Consider the following 16,595-nt stretch of genomic DNA (forward strand, 5'->3'; position numbering starts at 1 on the left):
CTGAGATATTCCCAGCCTCTTGTTTAATTTTGGCGTTGAAATGGTGGGATAACTGATGGTTGATTCAAAATTTAAGTGGAAACTGGCTGATAATACTTCGCCTGTAATTGCGACGCTTGCGAAGGAGTTAAGCGTTTCAAAAATATTAGCAACATTGCTTGCACAACGAGGAATTAGTGATGTTGAACAGGCAAAGAAGTTTTTAAAGCCGACAATGGACGAAATTTATGATCCACAACTTCTACATGATATGGACAAAGCAATCGCGCGGATAGAAGAAGCGGTCGAAAAGCAAGAGCTAATTACGGTGTATGGTGATTATGATGCAGATGGCATTACTAGTACAGCAGTTATGTATGAAACCCTAATGGCAGTTGGAGCCAACGTTAATTATTATGTTCCTAATCGTTTTACAGACGGATACGGTCCTAATTTGGCGGCTTACCAACGGTTAATTGATAAAGGGACGCAGCTTTTCATCACTGTTGATAACGGGGTTAGTGGCAAAGAAGTTATTGATCAGGTAATAGCAAGTGGGATTGATGTTATAATTACAGATCATCATGAACTACCACCTGATTTACCTGATGCAACTGCAATTGTACATCCACGCTACCCGGGGAGTAATTATCCTTTCCCTGACCTTTCTGGAGTAGGAGTTGCGTTTAAGGTTGCATGGGCTTTAACGGGTGAGTTTCCTGTTGAACAACTTGATTTAGTTGCAATTGGTGAGATAGCAGACGTTGTTAACGTAACGAATGAAAATCATGCTCTAATTTCATATGGAATTCAACAGTTACGACAAGGAATGCGTCCAGGATTAGCTGCTCTTATGAGATTAGCCAATATTCAGCCGGCAAGTCTTACTGATCAAGATATTGGCTTTGGAATTGCACCTCGTTTAAATGCTCTTGGACGAATAGCTGATGCTAATGATGGAGTGCGACTAGTAACCAGTTTGGATGAGAAAGAGGCCGAGCAATTAGCAAAGGCGGTTGATCAATCAAATAAGAAACGTCAAGAATTGGTGGCCAATATAATGACCGAGGCTTATCAACAAGCTAAAGATATAAAAAATCAAAATAAGAAAACATTGGTTATTATCGGAAAAGGCTGGCATCAAGGAGTACTAGGAATCGTTGCAAGCCGAATAATGAACGAAACTGGTAAACCAACGATTGTCGCATCTGTAGATCAAAGTAATCCAGAATTAGTGAAGGGATCAGGAAGAAGTCCAGAGAAATTTAACCTTTTTAAAGCGTTAGATGTTCATCGAGAATTGTTTTCATCGTTTGGAGGACATCCAGCGGCGTGTGGATTATCGCTTAGCACTGATAATATTAACCAACTTCAACAGGTACTAGAAGAAGAAGCTGAAAAGCAAAAATTTGATCCATCCATAAAACAAAATTTACCAATTGCATTAACTTTAACCCCTACAGAAATAGGTAAGCAGCTTTATAATGATATTCAAAATATTGCGCCCTTTGGTCCAGGAAATGATGAGCCGATCTTTAATATGAATGATGTAAAAATTGCTAATGTTAAGACAATGGGACAGGAAAAACAACACCTCAAATTTTCAATTCTTGGCAGCAAAGAAAGTTTGTCTGTTGTTGCTTTTGGTAAGGGGAGTATTGCTCCATTATTATCATCACCAACTGGTAAAATTAATATTGCTTTTAAAATCGGAATAAATGAGTGGCGTGGAAAAAGAAGTATTCAACTTATGCTTGAAGATCTAAAAATTGACGGTACTGTTATTATCGATGAACGAACTAATAAACTAACACCACAATTATTTGCTGGAAAAGAATTTTATGTAATTAAAGATTCACGATTACGGCAGAATATTGCGCCCCATGTTATGCCAAACCATGTTTTATCTATTGAAGAGGCTGTACAAACTGATTTTACCAACCAATGCGTTACATTAGTTGATTGTCCAGCGAGTGAGACGATGCTAAAAAAGATTTTTGTTCAAGATCAAGGACACCCGGCAGTTATTCGACTATTACTATATCAACGGCATAGTGCATATTTAGCTGGTTTACCTTCTCGTCCAGATTTTGCTCAGTTATATCGTTTCATTCATCGGCAGCAGGAATTAAAGTGGCCAGCCCAATCCCAGGCAGTTAGTCGATATCTAAAAATCAATGTGGAAAAATTAAATTTTATGATTAATGTGTTTTCTGAAGCAGGATTTGTTACAATAAAAGATGGTGTGTTAAAGTTTAATAAACATGTTATTAAGACTGATCTAACACAAACAAACCAATATAAAAAACAATTAGCACAGTATAAGATCGAACAGCAGCTGTTGTTCAATGATGCAGCGACTGTCGCAAAGTGGCTATTACATTATCTTAATTTAGATTAAAGGAGACAGTTTATCTCATGGCTTTAGACCTTTATAAATACGTTGCTAGTGTCCCAGATTATCCTGAAAAGGGAATTGTATTTCGGGACATCTTACCATTAATGGCTGATGGTGCTGCCTTTAAGCAGGCAACTGACGAATTAGTTGATTATGCTAAGGACAAAAAAGTAGATATGGTAGTTGGCCCAGAAGCACGAGGCTTTATCGTTGGTTGTCCTATTGCTCGTGAATTAGGGGTTGGCTTTGCCCCAGCACGAAAAAAAGGAAAGTTACCACGAAAGGCAATTAGTGCTACCTATGATTTAGAATATGGAACTGCCACTCTACAAATGGAAGCTGACGCAATTAAACCAGGTCAGCGGGTTTTAGTTGTAGATGACCTTTTAGCAACTGGGGGAACAATTTCCGCGACAATTGATATGGTTGAACAAATGGGCGGAATTGTTGTTGGTTGTGCTTTCTTAATCGAATTAAAAGATCTTCATGGTCGTGATAAAATTAAGGATTATGATATGAAGGCACTAATGGAATTCTAATTAAAAGGAGGCCAATGTCGGCCCCTTTTTTAATAGTTATTGTTTATTTATCCTTAATACGCGACAATGACAGTATGTAAATAAAAAGGAGTAGCTTAATTTATGATTTTTCTAGTAATAATGGGTGCACTATTTTTAATTCTTGGTGGATTTTATTTAGCCAATTCATGGCAACAGTATCGGGAATGGAAAAGTGGAACAATTATAGTTGTCCTAAGTATTATCGCAATCATTTATGGGACAATTAACTTACCTTATTTTCATCATGATAAGTCTGCCTCTTCTAATCAAGGTACTTCGTCTTCCAAGGTTACCCAATCGAGCAGTTTTTCTTCATTTTCTAATAAGTTTGCAATTGGTAACTCAAGTGCTAATGAAGCACAACAAGAGAATAGGACAATGGCAGTTTTACGTCAGATGCAAAAGGGATATTCAAAATTAGGTACTGTTGACTACAATGAAGATAATAAAACCTTCCAGATTACGCCGACAGATGATAATACAGTTGAAGCATTGAAAGCACTAGCTCAGGATCCCAGTCAAGCAGATCAAATGGGGTGGCCTAACTTGACTAAATCAATTAAAAGTAATTCCGGCCAAGTGTCTAAGGCGTTGGGAGATGGCTATTCAATTAGTATTATGAACCCTGGCGATAGCAGCAAGGCATTATATACCGCTAAGGATGGACAAACTACGTATGATATTGCCAATCAAAATTAAAGAGTACTAGAGTAATTTAGTTTATCAGAGTAATTAAGCCTGATAAATTCGATGAAGAATTATTATAAACGGTATATGTGTATGCAACTAGCTCAATAAGTAGAGGGATAGTCTGAAGGCAAGAAAAAAGTTTAGCGAAATAAGAATTGGAATGAAATTTAAAATCGAGTAATGATTGATTTACCCTAAGAGTTAAGCTGCCAGCCTAGCACTTAGGGGCTTTTTATATACTATTTAACTTTTAACAATAATCAATTATAATTTTTACATTTAGTGCTAACTTTGATAACCGCTTTACGTCATATTCTTTTTTTGTTACAATAATAAAGTTGATATGGAGACATACTCAAGTGGCTGAAGAGGACGGTTTCGAAAACCGTTAGGCGTGTAAAAGCGTGCAGGGGTTCAAATCCCCTTGTCTCCTTTTTTAAGTTTGCTGATATTCAATGGTTGTTAAGACGTTGATATATCAGCGTTTTTATTTTTAAGCCATATACATTATTTTAAGGGGGCCGTTATGACAAGAAAATATTATGTAGTAAAAAAGGGAAGAAAACCAGGAATTTATCAAACTTGGCCCGAATGTCAAAAGCAAGTCAGTGGCTATCCTAATGCTCGGTATAAAAGTTTTACGACTTTAACAGCAGCTGAGACTTGGTTTTATGATCAAGAACAAAAACTGCCGCCTAAGCAAAATACTGTTAGTAATTACTCAGCTAATGTTATTCGCCTATACACAGACGGGGGATCAAGAAATCACGGAAATAAACTTGGTCAACATGTAAAAAGTAATGATAAGGCGGCATGGGCATATTTAATTTGCTATGAAGGTCAAACTTACACCGATACAGCAGGCGAATATGGAGCAACTAATAATAAAATGGAAATAACAGCTTTGGTTCAAGCATTAACTAAGCTAGTTATGCTTGGTTTACAAACAAAGCCGATTGTTGCAACCTTGGACTCGCATTATGTATTAGACCCTCTTACAAAAGGATGGTTAGTTAATTGGCAGCGACGTGGGTGGATGACTGCTAGTGGAAAAACGGTGGCTAACCAAGATTTGTGGAAGAAACTTGTAAAAATATTACCTAATTTTACTGATCTTCATTTTGAATGGACAAAAGGTCATGCTATTAATGCTGGTAATAATCGGGTTGATGAATTGCTGAATCAAACAATGGATCATATGTAATTATAGTATTAGAAACAAAGGTGAATGAGAAAATGAGAATTGGTATTGATAGAATGGCTTTTGCAACAACGAATGATTATCTTGATCTTGTGGAGTTGGCTAAGGCGCGTAATGTTGATCCTAATAAATATACTATTGGGATTGGGCAAGACCAACAAGCGGTTGTGCCTCCAACCCAGGATATTGTTACCTTGGGAGCGGCAGCAGCACAAAAACTTTTAACGCCAGCATTAATGAAAAATATTTCAACACTGATTGTTGCAACTGAATCCGGAATTGATAACTCTAAGGCAGCGGCAATTTATATCAAACGTTTATTGGGATTAAATGATTTTGTCCGAACGGTTGAAATGAAAGAGGCTTGTTATTCTGCTACGGCTGGAATACAGTTTGCCAGAGGAATAGTGGCGCTTAATCCGCAAGAAACAGTTTTAGTAATCGCTAGTGATATTGCGCGTTATGGCTTAGATACACCGGGGGAAGTAACGCAGGGAGCGGGAGCTGTTGCGATGCTTATCTCTCAAAATCCGCATATACTAAACCTTGAAGATACAACGGTTCCTTATAGTAAAGATATAATGGACTTTTGGCGGCCTTTATATGCGACAGAAGCATTGGTAGATGGCAAATATTCTACTAATGTATATATTGACTTTTTTAAGCAGACTTTTACTCGTTATCAACAGCTTACTGGACGTGATTTAGCTGATTTTGCTGCTATTGCTTTCCATTTGCCATTTACAAAAATGGGTAAAAAGGGATTGGAATCACTTTTAGGAGAGCGTAAAGATGAAGTAGCAAGTCGATTACGTCAACAACTAAAAGCAAGTCAGATTTACTCACGGAAAGTAGGGAATCTTTATACCGGATCATTATATCTGTCTTTAATGTCGCTCTTACAAAATGGAAACCTTAATGTTGGTGATCGAATTGGGTTATTTAGTTACGGCTCCGGAGCAGAAGGAGAATTTTATACTGGTATTTTAGAAGAAGGTTATCAAAACTACATGAGTAATGTAGAAATGGACCTAGCTCGACGTCATAAAGTATCAGTAGCTAAATATGAGCAGCTATTTAATAATCAATTAGGAATGAAGAGTGAAGATGTTGAGTTTGATGATAGAAACGATCCATTGCCGTTTGTTCTCAAAGGACAAAAAAATCATCAACGAATTTATTTGATAAAAAAAAACTGATTAGACCGGACGGCAAATCAGCTTCGTCATGATTAGAATATATGATCACGAAATAGTCCAATTACTTTTCCTAGAATTCGTACGTTATCTAGAAAAATTGGATCCATCGTATCATTCTCTGGTTGTAAACGGAATCGGTTTTTTTCTTTGAAAAATCTCTTACAAGTTGCTTCGTTATCGTCATTCATTGCAATAACAATGTCACCATTTTTAGCTGTAGATTGTTTACGCACAATAACTTGATCGCCATTTAGAATACCAGCTTTTATCATACTTGTTCCACGAATAGTGAGCATAAAAAGGTCATTGTTGTCTTGAATAGAAGGAGGTATCGGGAAAAAGTCCGTTGCGTTTTCTACAGCTAAGATTGGTTGTCCAGCCGTCACGACACCAAGCATTGGGATTTCTTTTTGCATTGGTTTTACCCCTAAAATATCCAAACCCTTAGGCGTAATCTCAAGGGCTCGTGGTTTTGAAGGATCTTTTTGTAGAAATCCTTGTTCAATTAGGCGGGTAATATGACCGTGAACAGTTGAAGTAGAAGACAATCCGACAGCGCTGCATATCTCACGAACTGTTGGCGGGTAGCCATGATCCTCAACTTGTTTATGAATATAATTAAGTACGGCCATTTGTTTATTTTTTGCTGGCTTTGGCATATTGACACCTCATTATTATTAATTGTGTTAAGCTTATCATAGATGAGGATATTTTTCAAACGTACGTTCGTGATTTGCCTTGACTTTATAAAATGAGTAAAATTAATTTTATTAAGGAGATGGTATTAATGGCTGAATCAAAAGAACAAGATGAACTTTTAAAACGGATAAATGAACTTGCTCATAAAAACAAAGAAGAAGGTTTAACTGAAGAAGAAACTAAAGAGCGTGAGCGTTTGCGAAAGGAATATTTAAAGAATTTCCGCGAAGCAATGCGCAGCAATATTGAGATGATGCGTATTTTTGATAAAGATGGTAATGAAGTAACACCAGAAAAAGTTCGGGAGGTACAGCGTAAGAAGGGCCTTCGTGACGATTAAAAAAAGATTTGGTCTTTTCAAAAAATGCTCTTTCGTGTAAGATGGATAAGTAACGAGCAAAGGAGGAAGTAATTGTGGGTATGACAATCATGCTAATGATTCTTGCATTATTAGTCGGATTAGTAATCGGCTTCTTTGGTGCACGTAAATACATGGAAAACTACCTCCGCAATAATCCACCGATTTCGGAAGAGATGCTGCGGACAATGATGCTTCAAATGGGGCAAAAACCATCAAGTCGCAAACTACATCAAATGATGCAAGCGATGAAGGCACAAGCAAAAAAGTCAAATCGAAAGTAACATAAAAGGATGTGATTTTTATCACATCCTTTTATGTTACCTCGTTTATTTAGAAATCATCGTTTTTCGGCTTAGGGGGCATAACGTATTTGTATTGCGGATTAATTTGTTTGTCTAAGCTATCAAAAGCTGCTTGCATCTGCTTTTCTAAGTCAGCTTGTACTTCAGGCGTGAGACGTTGTTTGCGATCAATATAGATTGGTTTACCAAAGGCGATATGACGTGGCTTGCGAGAAAAAAGCTGCCCAAACTTTAATGGTCCCTGGTAAACAGCTGGCACTAACGGTACATTAGCCATTTTGGCAATAACGGTAGCCCCTCCCTTTAATTTTGAAGAGTAACGTGATCCACTAGGGAAAATAATTGTTGAAAGGTTAGTTTTGCGCAACATTGTGACTGGCTTTTTTATTGCAGAGGGACCAGGATTCTTACGGTCAACAGGATAAGCGTTAAGGGCTCTCAGAAATTTATTAGCAAGTGGATTCTTAAATAATTCTTTTTTTGCCATAAAACTAAATTTCTTTGGCCAAACGGCAAGTGCTAATAGGACAGGATCCATCCATGTCCGGTGGGGAGCAACAATAATATAATTTCCCTCAGGAATATTTTCTTGATTGTATATTTTAAGACGACCGTTAATCAGGGTTAAAAAAGGGTTAACAATCTTTACAAGGAATGTATAGAGCATTTTAATCTTCCAATCTATAATAGTATTTTCGTTCATCAGTATGACTAAAAAAAAACAAACTTGCAAGTAGAAAAAATATATGGAGATAACATGGAAAGTAGAAATATTTTGAAAAATGGCGAACGAATCGACCAATTATATAGTCAAGACGTCCAAATAATTCAAAATCCACAATGTTTTGCTTTTTCGTTGGATGCAGTATTATTGGCTGATTTTGTACGCCCCAATCATCGTCATAAATTGAAAGTGGTTGATCTTTGTGCCGGCAATGGCGCTATTGGCATTTTTTTGCATAATAAACTTGGTGGTCATTTTACAGAGGTAGAATTACAACCGCCGATTGCTGACATGGCTAAGCGAACGATTTTGTTAAATAATCTTCAAGATCGTTATACAGTTATCAATACTGATATTGCTAATATAAATAATTATATTCCTAAAGACTCGGTGGATGTTGTCTTATGCAACCCTCCCTATTTTCCCGTTACGCCACAGAGTCAAAAAAATCCTAATAGGGCTTTAGCAATTGCCCGTCATGAAATTGCAACTAATTTAGAGATGGTTACTAGACAGATGAGCGGCTTATTAAAAATGAATGGTCACGGCTACCTTGTTCATCGTCCTGATCGTTTGGCAGAAATTATTGCTATATGTCAAAAAAATAGGTTAGCTCCTAAACGATTACGATTTATTCACCCTAAGCCGGATCGCAACGCAAATATATTATTACTTGAGGTAATTAAAGATGGAAGGCCAGGAGGAGTAAAGGTAGTTCCACCTTTGATTGTCCATGGAAAGGACGGAAAATACATGCCGGCTATTCAGGAGCTTTTGTATGGTAAATAAAGATTATTACATTTATATATTGTACTGTGCTGATGACAGCCTTTATTGCGGCTTTACTGATAATGTTGATCGACGGGTTCATATGCATCAGAGTTACCGGGGTGCAAAGTATACGCGTGTAAAAAAGCGTCACCCGCTAAAGCTTATTTATTCAGAAAAATTTACGTCAAAGCATGATGCACTGCATGCTGAATATTGCTTCAAACATCAAACTCGGCAACAAAAAGAAAACTTTTTAATGGAACATGGCATTGATCTACTGAAAGAACGGAGGAATTTAAATTTATGAAGATTTATGTGTATGGTGTTTATAATGATGAGGTACCTTATATTAAGGAGTGGCAACAGGAACACCCTGAAGTTACGGTTGAAACAACTACCAAATTATTGAATGAAGAAAGTGTTGATTTATCAAAGGGAAGCAATGGTGTTGTTGTTTTTCAACAAGAGCCGTATTCTGATGGCACATTAAAAAAATTAGCGTCTAATGGTATTACAAAGATGTCTTTACGGAATGTAGGTGTGGATAACATTAACCATGAGCTTGCAAATAAATTAGGCTTTCAAATTACTAATGTTCCTGTCTATTCGCCAGCAGCAATTGCTGAGTTTTCAGTGACGCAGGCTCTCAATCTTTTACGACGGACGAAAGAGTTTTATTTGAAGCTAGGTAAGGGAGATTATAATTGGGCACCACATATCGCTAAAGAAATGAATAATCAGGTTGTTGGAATTGTTGGAACAGGTAATATTGGATCAACAGCCGCTAAGATGTTCGCTGGCTTTGGAGCAAAGGTGATTGCATACAGTCGTCATAAAAATCCAGAACTAGAAAAAATTGTTGAATATGTTGAATTAGAAGAACTATATAAACGTTCAACTATTATTTCTCTATACTTGCCACATGTTCCTGCAACTAGTAAGATGCTTAACGAAGAGACTTTTTCAATGATGAAAGATGGTGTTTTGATTATTAACACCGCTCGTGGCCCGTTAATAGATGAGAATGCATTGATTAAAGCGTTAGATAGCGGCCGTGTAGGAGGAGCAGCTCTAGATGTTTTAGTTGGTGAAACGAAGATTTTTAATCAACAGATTGATGAAGATCAGGTTGATTATCCAGAATTTAAGAACCTTTTAAAACGACCAAATGTTTTAATTACTCCTCATATCGCTTTCTATACAGATCAGGCTGTTAAGAATATGGTTAAAATGAGTTTATCTGCAAATCTAGATTTGATTACCAAAGGAACCTCTGATAAATTAGTTGAGTTTTAATTAACAAATAAGTTGAGAAAAAAGCTTGTCAGTAGGTAAGCTTTTTTGTATACTATATTTCGGTGTTACACGCCAATTTCACACTCAGGATGATGGTGATGAGGGTGCTAAATTAAGTCCCATTGCCAGATGAAGACTGGGGAGGAAAAAACAATTTGGAGGTATATTATGTCTGTTGTATCTATGAAGCAATTGCTTGAAGCCGGTGTCCACTTTGGTCACCAAACTCGTCGTTGGAATCCTAAGATGGAAGAATACATCTTTACTGAACGTAACGGTATTTACATTATTGACTTGCAAAAGACTGTTAAGTTGATCGATACTGCTTACAACTACATGAAGGATGTTGCTGCTAACGGCGGTGTTGCTTTATTTGTTGGTACTAAGAAGCAAGCGCAAGATGCTATTGAAGAAGAAGCAACTCGTGCAGGCCAATACTACGTAAATCACCGTTGGTTAGGTGGTACTTTGACTAACTGGAAGACAATTCAATCACGGATTGCCCGTTTGAAGGAACTTAAAAAGATGGGTGAAGATGGTACTTTTGATGTTCTTCCTAAGAAAGAAGTAGCTGTTTTAACTAAGCAACGTGAAAAGCTTGAACGTTTCCTTGGTGGTATTGAAGATATGCCACGGATTCCAGATGTTATGTTCATCGTTGATCCTCACAAGGAACAAATTGCTGTTAAGGAAGCACAAAAGTTGCATATTCCAATCGTTGCCATGGTTGATACAAACACTGATCCAGATGACATTGATTACGTTATCCCATCCAACGATGACGCTATTCGTGCCGTTCGCTTAATCACTTCAAAGATGGCTGATGCTTTCGTTGAAGGTAAGCAAGGTCAAGATGACGCTCAACAACCAGAAGTTGCTGATGACGATACCGCTAACGAAACTGTTACTGAAGATTCATTAAAGAACTTAAAGAACAGTGTTGAAGGTAAAGAAGACTAAAATTATTAATTCTTGGGCTGTTTTGTACGGACCATTCTGGCCTAAGTACTAAACAGCCTTTTTTCAAAAAGACAATTAATTCAAAGGAGAGATTTCATCATGGCTGAAATTAAAGCTGCTCAAGTTATGCAATTACGTAAGAAGTCCGGTGCTGGTATCATGGATGCTAAAAAGGCATTAGTTGCTAGTGATGGTGACATGGATAAGGCGATGGATTATCTTCGTGAAAAGGGTATTGCAAAAGCGGCCAAGAAGAGTGACCGTGTTGCAGCTGAAGGTTTAGCAGATATCGCTGTTAATGGTAATACTGCTGCAATCGTAGAATTAAACTCAGAAACTGACTTTGTTGCTGCTAGTGAACCATTTAAAGAATTATTAAACAAGGTTACTAAGTTAATTAGTGAAAACAAGCCAGCTAACGTAGAAGAAGCATTGGCTATTAAGACTGAAAATGGTACATTAAATGATGATATCATTAGTACTACTCAAAAGACTGGTGAAAAAGTTAGTCTTCGTCGGTTTACTGTAGTTGAAAAAGAAGATGGCGACAGTTTCGGTGCTTACTTACACCAAGGTGGACAAATTGCCGCATTGGTTGTCTTAGAAGGTGCTGACGATGCTACTGCTAAGGATGTTGCAATGCATGTTGCTGCTATTAATCCTGAATTCATGACTCGTGATGATGTTTCTCAAGAACGTCTTGACCATGAACGTGCTGTATTCAAAGAGGAAACTTTAAACGAAGGTAAGCCTGAAAAGATTGTCGATAAGATTGTTGAAGGTCGTTTAAACAAGTTCCTTTCACAAATCTGCTTGGCTGATCAAGATTTTGTTAAGGATTCAGACCAAACTGTTGAAGAATATGTTTCAAGTAAGAATGGTAAATTAAAGTCCTTCATTCGTTATGAAGTTGGTGAAGGAATCGAAAAAAAGCAAGATGACTTTGCTCAAGAAGTTAAGGACCAAATGAACTAAGCGTTCGGTCGTTAGGAGGACGTACTCAGTGTAGTGCGTCCTTTTTTAAAAATTAGCTTGTAAATTCAAGGAGGATATCGCATGGCAGACATTAAATACAAGCGAGTTATTTTAAAACTCAGTGGTGAAGCATTAGCTGGAGAAAAAGGTTTTGGAATTAATCCACCAGTCCTAAAGGATGTTGCAAAAGAATTAAAAGAAGTACATGACTTAGGCGTACAAATTGCGATTGTTGTTGGCGGTGGTAACATGTGGCGTGGTGTTACTGGAGCAGAATTAGGTATGGAACGTGCGCAAGCCGATTACATCGGTATGTTAGCAACAATTATGAATGCTCTATCATTACAAGATGCGCTTGAATCAATTGATGTTCCAACACGAGTGCAAACATCAATTGAAATGCGTCAAATTGCAGAACCGTATATTCGGCGAAAGGCAATCCGTCATTTGGAAAAGAATCGGATTGTTATTTTTGCTGGTGGTACAGGAAGCCCTTATTTCTCAACAGATACTACAGCTGCATTACGAGCTGCTGAAATTAATGCTGATGCGATTTTAATGGGTAAGAATGGTGTTGATGGTGTTTACTCTGCTGATCCAAATAAGGTAAAGGATGCTACAAAGTTTGATCGTTTAACTCATATGGATATTATCGAAAAGAATTTGCATGTTATGGATACAACAGCTAGTTCATTGTCAATGGATAATCATATTCCATTGGTAGTCTTTAATTTAAATACACCAGGTAATATTATGAAAGTGGTAACTGGTGAAGAAGTTGGAACTACAATTGAGGGAGACTAATAATATGGCTACAGGAAAAGAAATTTTAAATGATGCCAAACAAAAAATGGCTAAATCTGGTGATGCTCTACAACGGACATTGGCAGATATTCGTGCAGGACAGGCTAATGCTAGTTTATTGAACTCTGTAAAAGTTGAATATTATGGTGCACCGACTCCATTAAATCAAGTTGCTTCAATTACTATTCCTGAAGCGCGGCAACTCTTAATTACACCTTACGATGAGAGTGTTCTTGAAGAAATTGAAAAGGCAATTTATGCTTCAAATCTTGGTTTAACACCACAAAATGACGGAAGTTCTATTCGGCTGATCATTCCACAATTGACAGAAGATCGCCGAAAAGAATTGGTTAAAGATGTTAAAGCCGAATTGGAGAAAGCAAAAGTTGCAGTTCGTAATGTTCGCCGTGAAGCGATGGATGACCTGAAAAAGGGTAATAAAAATGGTGACTTTAACGATGATGAGTTCCATGATCTAGAAAAAAAGGTCCAAAATGAGACTGACGCTGGTATTAAAAACCTTGAAGAGATTGCAAGTGCAAAGGAAAAGGAATTAATGGAAGGCTAGCTAAAAGGGGTTGTGAACCTAATATGTGTCCACAATCCTTTTATTTTTCTGTTGTTAATTTTGTGTAGTTATACTAAAACTATGTAACAAATTAAAGCAGATTAACAAAATGAATTTTGCCTCTGGTATAATAGAGGCTATAATTAATTGGCAGGGTTTGTATTATCAGCGATGGTGCAAAGCAGCTTCGTTGTCTAATCCTAAGTACATGATAAAAATGGAGGAACGATTAGTGTTTTCTAAAAGTAAAGATGATAAGACTAATCAGCAAATTGATATGGAAAGGATTCCAAATCATATTGCAATTATTATGGATGGTAATGGGCGGTGGGCGCAAAAAAGACATCTTCCGCGGGTTGCCGGTCATAAACAAGGAATGCAAACAGTAAAAAAGATTACGATTGCTGCTAGTGAGTTGGGAGTAAAAGTTCTGTCATTATATGCATTTTCGACAGAAAACTGGAAGCGTCCTTCTTCGGAAGTGAGTTATCTTATGCAATTACCGGTTCGCTTCTTTTCAACGTTTGTTCCAGACTTAATTAAGCATAATGTTAAAGTGATGGTAATGGGTGATATTACACAATTGCCAGAAGCAACGCAAGAAGCTGTTCAAAATGCAATAAAGGATACTGCTGATTGTAATGGTATGATTCTTAACTTTGCCTTAAATTATGGGAGTCGTGATGAAATTACCCAAGCTACAAAGCAAATTGTGGCAGAAGTTAAGGCCGGAAAACTTAACATTGATGATGTGGATGAAGATACAATAAATAATCATTTAATGTCAAAACAGCTAGGTGAGTTTGCGGACCCAGATCTTTTGATTAGGACTAGTGGGGAAGAACGAATTAGCAATTTTATGTTATGGCAAATTGCTTATAGTGAGCTCGAATTTGTGTCAGAACATTGGCCTGACTTTGATGGTGAATCGTTAAAAAAAGCGATTGCCTCATTTCAGCGTCGGCATCGTCGTTTTGGCGGTTTACAAAATCAATAAAATAAGGGGATACTGTTTTGAAAACAAGAATAACGACTGCGGTAATTGCACTTGCAATTTTTATACCGCTTATTATATATGGTCATTGGCCACTTACAATTGCAGCAGTTGCTTTGGGCATTGTTGCAATGTCTGAAGTATTAGTAATGAAAAAAATGTTTGTGATTTCGTTTGAAGCACTAGTTAGTTATTTAGGGGTTGCTTTACTGATATTACCCGATAGTTGGCTAGATTTCTTACCAAATGTCGCTACTCGATGGTTTGGTTTCTATATTTTAGTCGTTTTATTATTATTACATACAGTTATTCGTAAGCAGCGATTTACTTTTGATGATGCTGGTGTTTTAACATTAGCAATGCTTTATATTGGGATTGGGTTCCATTATTTTATAGCAGCTCGAGGAATTAATTTTCAGACCTTGCTGTATGGAATGTTAATTGTATGGATTACTGATAGTGGTGCTTATCTTATTGGTCGTCAAATTGGTAAAAATAAATTAGCACCCAAAATTAGTCCAAATAAAACATGGGAAGGATCAATCGGTGGAACTGTTGCAGCTGTTATAATCCTTGCAATATATTGTTACTTTATTCCAGTTGGTGCGAGTTGGGTAACAATGCTGTTCGTTACTTTGATTCTTTCTATTTTCGGTCAATTTGGTGATTTGATTGAATCATCGTTAAAGCGTTATTACGGAGTTAAAGACTCAGGGAAGATTCTTCCTGGACATGGGGGAATTTTAGACCGCTTTGATAGTATGTTGATTGTTATGCCAATGCTTCATTTACTAGGAATCATTTAATCATATGTAAGGAAGAGATTTTTTGATAACAACAATTATTACATTTATTATTGTTTTTGGAATCCTTGTCCTTGTTCATGAATATGGTCATTACTATTTTGCCAAACGGGCAGGTATTTTGGTTCGTGAATTTTCAATTGGCATGGGACCAAAAATTTGGTGGAAACGGAAGAATGGGACAACTTATACTATTCGGATTTTACCATTGGGTGGCTATGTTCGTTTAGCCGGTGCTGATGATGAGGACCAAGATGAATTAAAACCGGGGACGCCACTAACCATTCAATTAAATGATCAAGATAAAGTTACTAGCATTAATGCGAGTGATAAAACAACCTTATTTCAAGGAGTACCTCTTCAATTAGTTGCCTGCGATTTAGAAGATGGTCTGTGGATTAAAGGTTATATTAATGGTGATGAAGACCAGCTGAAAGTATATAGTGTAGATCATGATGCAATGATAATCGAGCGCGATGGAACTGAGGTACAAATTGCACCTCGAGATGTACAATTCCGTTCAGCAAGTTTACCAGCTCGGATGATGACTAATTTTGCTGGTCCAATGAATAATTTCATTCTATCCTTGGTTGTATTTATCATCCTTGGTTTTACCTTAACAGGCGTCCCAACTAATAGTAATCAATTGGGACATGTTAATACGGGTTCCGTTGCAGCTAAAGCTGGCCTGGTTGCTGGTGATCGAATCGTTAAGGTTAATAATCAAAAAATAAGTGACTGGACAGACCTTTCGACTAATATTTCTAATAAGCCTAATAAGACTATAGCTATTACATACGAGCGTGGGAATCGAACTTACCAAACTAAGCTTAAACCTAAGGCCGTAGAACGTGGTCATCAAAAAGTAGGGCAAATTGGAATTGTTGAACAACAAGAAACCGGTCTGGCAGCACGGTTAAAATTTGGCTGGCAACAGTTTATTCAGGCTGGTACATTGATATTTAGCGTTCTTGGTCACATGGTAACCCATGGCTTCAGCTTAAACGATTTAGGAGGACCAGTTGCAATCTATGCTGGTACATCTCAGGCAACGTCATTAGGAATTAACGGTGTTTTAAACTTTTTAGCATTGCTTTCTATTAACTTAGGAATTGTTAACCTGTTGCCAATTCCTGCATTAGATGGGGGAAAGTTATTGTTAAATATTATTGAGGCAATTATCCGTCGTCCTATTCCAGAAAAGGCTGAGGGAATTGTTACAATGATTGGGTTCTTAATCTTATTAACATTAATGGTTCTAGTAACATGGAACGATATTCAAAGATATTTTATTCGGTAATAAAGGAGTAT

At 37.1% G+C, this 16,595-nt stretch carries 19 protein-coding genes and 1 tRNA gene; 18 read left to right on the top strand and 2 right to left on the bottom strand.

Annotated elements, in window-relative coordinates; genetic code table 11:
• Window positions 1–55: 55 nt before the first annotated feature.
• The 6 genes from recJ (at window position 56) to H5S39_RS01725 (ending at window position 6,027) form a co-directional block, all read left to right on the top strand.
• On the top strand, window positions 56–2,380 hold the full coding sequence (gene recJ / locus H5S39_RS01700; RefSeq protein WP_182595988.1) for a single-stranded-DNA-specific exonuclease RecJ: 2,325 nt from the start codon (window positions 56–58) through the stop codon (window positions 2,378–2,380).
• A gap of 17 nt (window positions 2,381–2,397) precedes the next feature.
• The gene (locus H5S39_RS01705) at window positions 2,398–2,916 is read left to right on the top strand and encodes an adenine phosphoribosyltransferase (RefSeq protein ID WP_182595989.1); all 519 of its coding nucleotides are present in this window, start codon (window positions 2,398–2,400) and stop codon (window positions 2,914–2,916) included.
• A 102-nt stretch (window positions 2,917–3,018) separates the two neighbouring features.
• The gene (locus H5S39_RS01710) at window positions 3,019–3,636 is read left to right on the top strand and encodes a DUF308 domain-containing protein (RefSeq protein ID WP_182595990.1); all 618 of its coding nucleotides are present in this window, start codon (window positions 3,019–3,021) and stop codon (window positions 3,634–3,636) included.
• 336 nt (window positions 3,637–3,972) lie between these two features.
• Window positions 3,973–4,060: transfer RNA gene (locus H5S39_RS01715), tRNA-Ser, on the top strand.
• 93 nt (window positions 4,061–4,153) lie between these two features.
• Entirely contained in the window at window positions 4,154–4,831 is a 678-nt protein-coding gene (locus H5S39_RS01720; RefSeq protein ID WP_182595991.1) for a ribonuclease H family protein, read from the top strand.
• Window positions 4,832–4,863: 32 nt separating this feature from the next.
• Window positions 4,864–6,027: a hydroxymethylglutaryl-CoA synthase gene (locus H5S39_RS01725; protein WP_182595992.1), complete on the top strand. Its 1,164-nt coding sequence runs from the start codon at window positions 4,864–4,866 to the stop codon at window positions 6,025–6,027.
• A gap of 32 nt (window positions 6,028–6,059) precedes the next feature.
• Here H5S39_RS01725 and lexA read toward each other — a convergent pair whose 3' ends face one another.
• A complete protein-coding gene (lexA, locus tag H5S39_RS01730) occupies window positions 6,060–6,686 on the bottom strand; it encodes a transcriptional repressor LexA (RefSeq protein ID WP_182595993.1) in 627 nt (208 codons plus the stop codon).
• 128 nt (window positions 6,687–6,814) lie between these two features.
• On the opposite strand from lexA, the gene H5S39_RS01735 reads away from it, so the two are divergent.
• Together H5S39_RS01735 and H5S39_RS01740 are read left to right on the top strand one after the other, a co-directional pair.
• Complete coding sequence (locus tag H5S39_RS01735) at window positions 6,815–7,066, top strand: DUF896 domain-containing protein (protein WP_182595994.1); 252 nt, start codon at window positions 6,815–6,817, stop codon at window positions 7,064–7,066.
• A gap of 74 nt (window positions 7,067–7,140) precedes the next feature.
• Window positions 7,141–7,368 carry a YneF family protein gene (locus H5S39_RS01740; RefSeq protein ID WP_003666855.1) on the top strand — a complete coding sequence of 76 codons (228 nt, stop codon included), beginning with the start codon at window positions 7,141–7,143 and terminating at the stop codon, window positions 7,366–7,368.
• Between the two features lie 49 nt (window positions 7,369–7,417).
• Here H5S39_RS01740 and H5S39_RS01745 read toward each other — a convergent pair whose 3' ends face one another.
• On the bottom strand, window positions 7,418–8,056 hold the full coding sequence (locus H5S39_RS01745) for a lysophospholipid acyltransferase family protein (protein ID WP_182595995.1): 639 nt from the start codon (window positions 8,054–8,056) through the stop codon (window positions 7,418–7,420).
• A gap of 90 nt (window positions 8,057–8,146) precedes the next feature.
• Between H5S39_RS01745 and H5S39_RS01750 the strand changes: the two genes are divergently transcribed.
• The 10 genes from H5S39_RS01750 (at window position 8,147) to rseP (ending at window position 16,584) form a co-directional block, all read left to right on the top strand.
• A complete protein-coding gene (locus tag H5S39_RS01750; protein WP_182595996.1) occupies window positions 8,147–8,902 on the top strand; it encodes a tRNA1(Val) (adenine(37)-N6)-methyltransferase in 756 nt (251 codons plus the stop codon).
• On the top strand, window positions 8,892–9,191 hold the full coding sequence (locus H5S39_RS01755; RefSeq protein ID WP_182595997.1) for a GIY-YIG nuclease family protein: 300 nt from the start codon (window positions 8,892–8,894) through the stop codon (window positions 9,189–9,191). Before H5S39_RS01750 ends, H5S39_RS01755 begins: the two co-directional genes overlap by 11 nt.
• Window positions 9,188–10,180 carry a D-2-hydroxyacid dehydrogenase gene (locus tag H5S39_RS01760; RefSeq protein WP_182595998.1) on the top strand — a complete coding sequence of 331 codons (993 nt, stop codon included), beginning with the start codon at window positions 9,188–9,190 and terminating at the stop codon, window positions 10,178–10,180. The genes H5S39_RS01755 and H5S39_RS01760 overlap by 4 nt, the downstream gene beginning before the upstream one ends.
• Before the next feature lie 168 nt (window positions 10,181–10,348).
• Window positions 10,349–11,140, top strand: coding sequence for a 30S ribosomal protein S2 (gene rpsB, locus H5S39_RS01765; protein ID WP_182595999.1), 792 nt, complete (start codon window positions 10,349–10,351; stop codon window positions 11,138–11,140).
• Window positions 11,141–11,239: 99 nt separating this feature from the next.
• The gene (tsf, locus tag H5S39_RS01770) at window positions 11,240–12,115 is read left to right on the top strand and encodes a translation elongation factor Ts (protein ID WP_182596000.1); all 876 of its coding nucleotides are present in this window, start codon (window positions 11,240–11,242) and stop codon (window positions 12,113–12,115) included.
• Between the two features lie 81 nt (window positions 12,116–12,196).
• A complete protein-coding gene (gene pyrH, locus H5S39_RS01775) occupies window positions 12,197–12,919 on the top strand; it encodes a UMP kinase (protein WP_182596001.1) in 723 nt (240 codons plus the stop codon).
• Window positions 12,920–12,923: 4 nt separating this feature from the next.
• Window positions 12,924–13,487 carry a ribosome recycling factor gene (gene frr / locus H5S39_RS01780; RefSeq protein WP_182596002.1) on the top strand — a complete coding sequence of 188 codons (564 nt, stop codon included), beginning with the start codon at window positions 12,924–12,926 and terminating at the stop codon, window positions 13,485–13,487.
• Window positions 13,488–13,704: 217 nt separating this feature from the next.
• Complete coding sequence (gene uppS / locus H5S39_RS01785) at window positions 13,705–14,484, top strand: undecaprenyl pyrophosphate synthase (RefSeq protein WP_182596022.1); 780 nt, start codon at window positions 13,705–13,707, stop codon at window positions 14,482–14,484.
• Window positions 14,485–14,501: 17 nt separating this feature from the next.
• A complete protein-coding gene (locus tag H5S39_RS01790; protein ID WP_182596003.1) occupies window positions 14,502–15,287 on the top strand; it encodes a phosphatidate cytidylyltransferase in 786 nt (261 codons plus the stop codon).
• A 22-nt stretch (window positions 15,288–15,309) separates the two neighbouring features.
• On the top strand, window positions 15,310–16,584 hold the full coding sequence (rseP, locus tag H5S39_RS01795) for an RIP metalloprotease RseP (RefSeq protein ID WP_182596004.1): 1,275 nt from the start codon (window positions 15,310–15,312) through the stop codon (window positions 16,582–16,584).
• Window positions 16,585–16,595 lie beyond the last annotated feature (11 nt).

This window comes from Limosilactobacillus rudii (assembly GCF_014145455.1).
GTDB classification, from domain to species: Bacteria; Bacillota; Bacilli; order Lactobacillales; family Lactobacillaceae; genus Limosilactobacillus; species Limosilactobacillus rudii.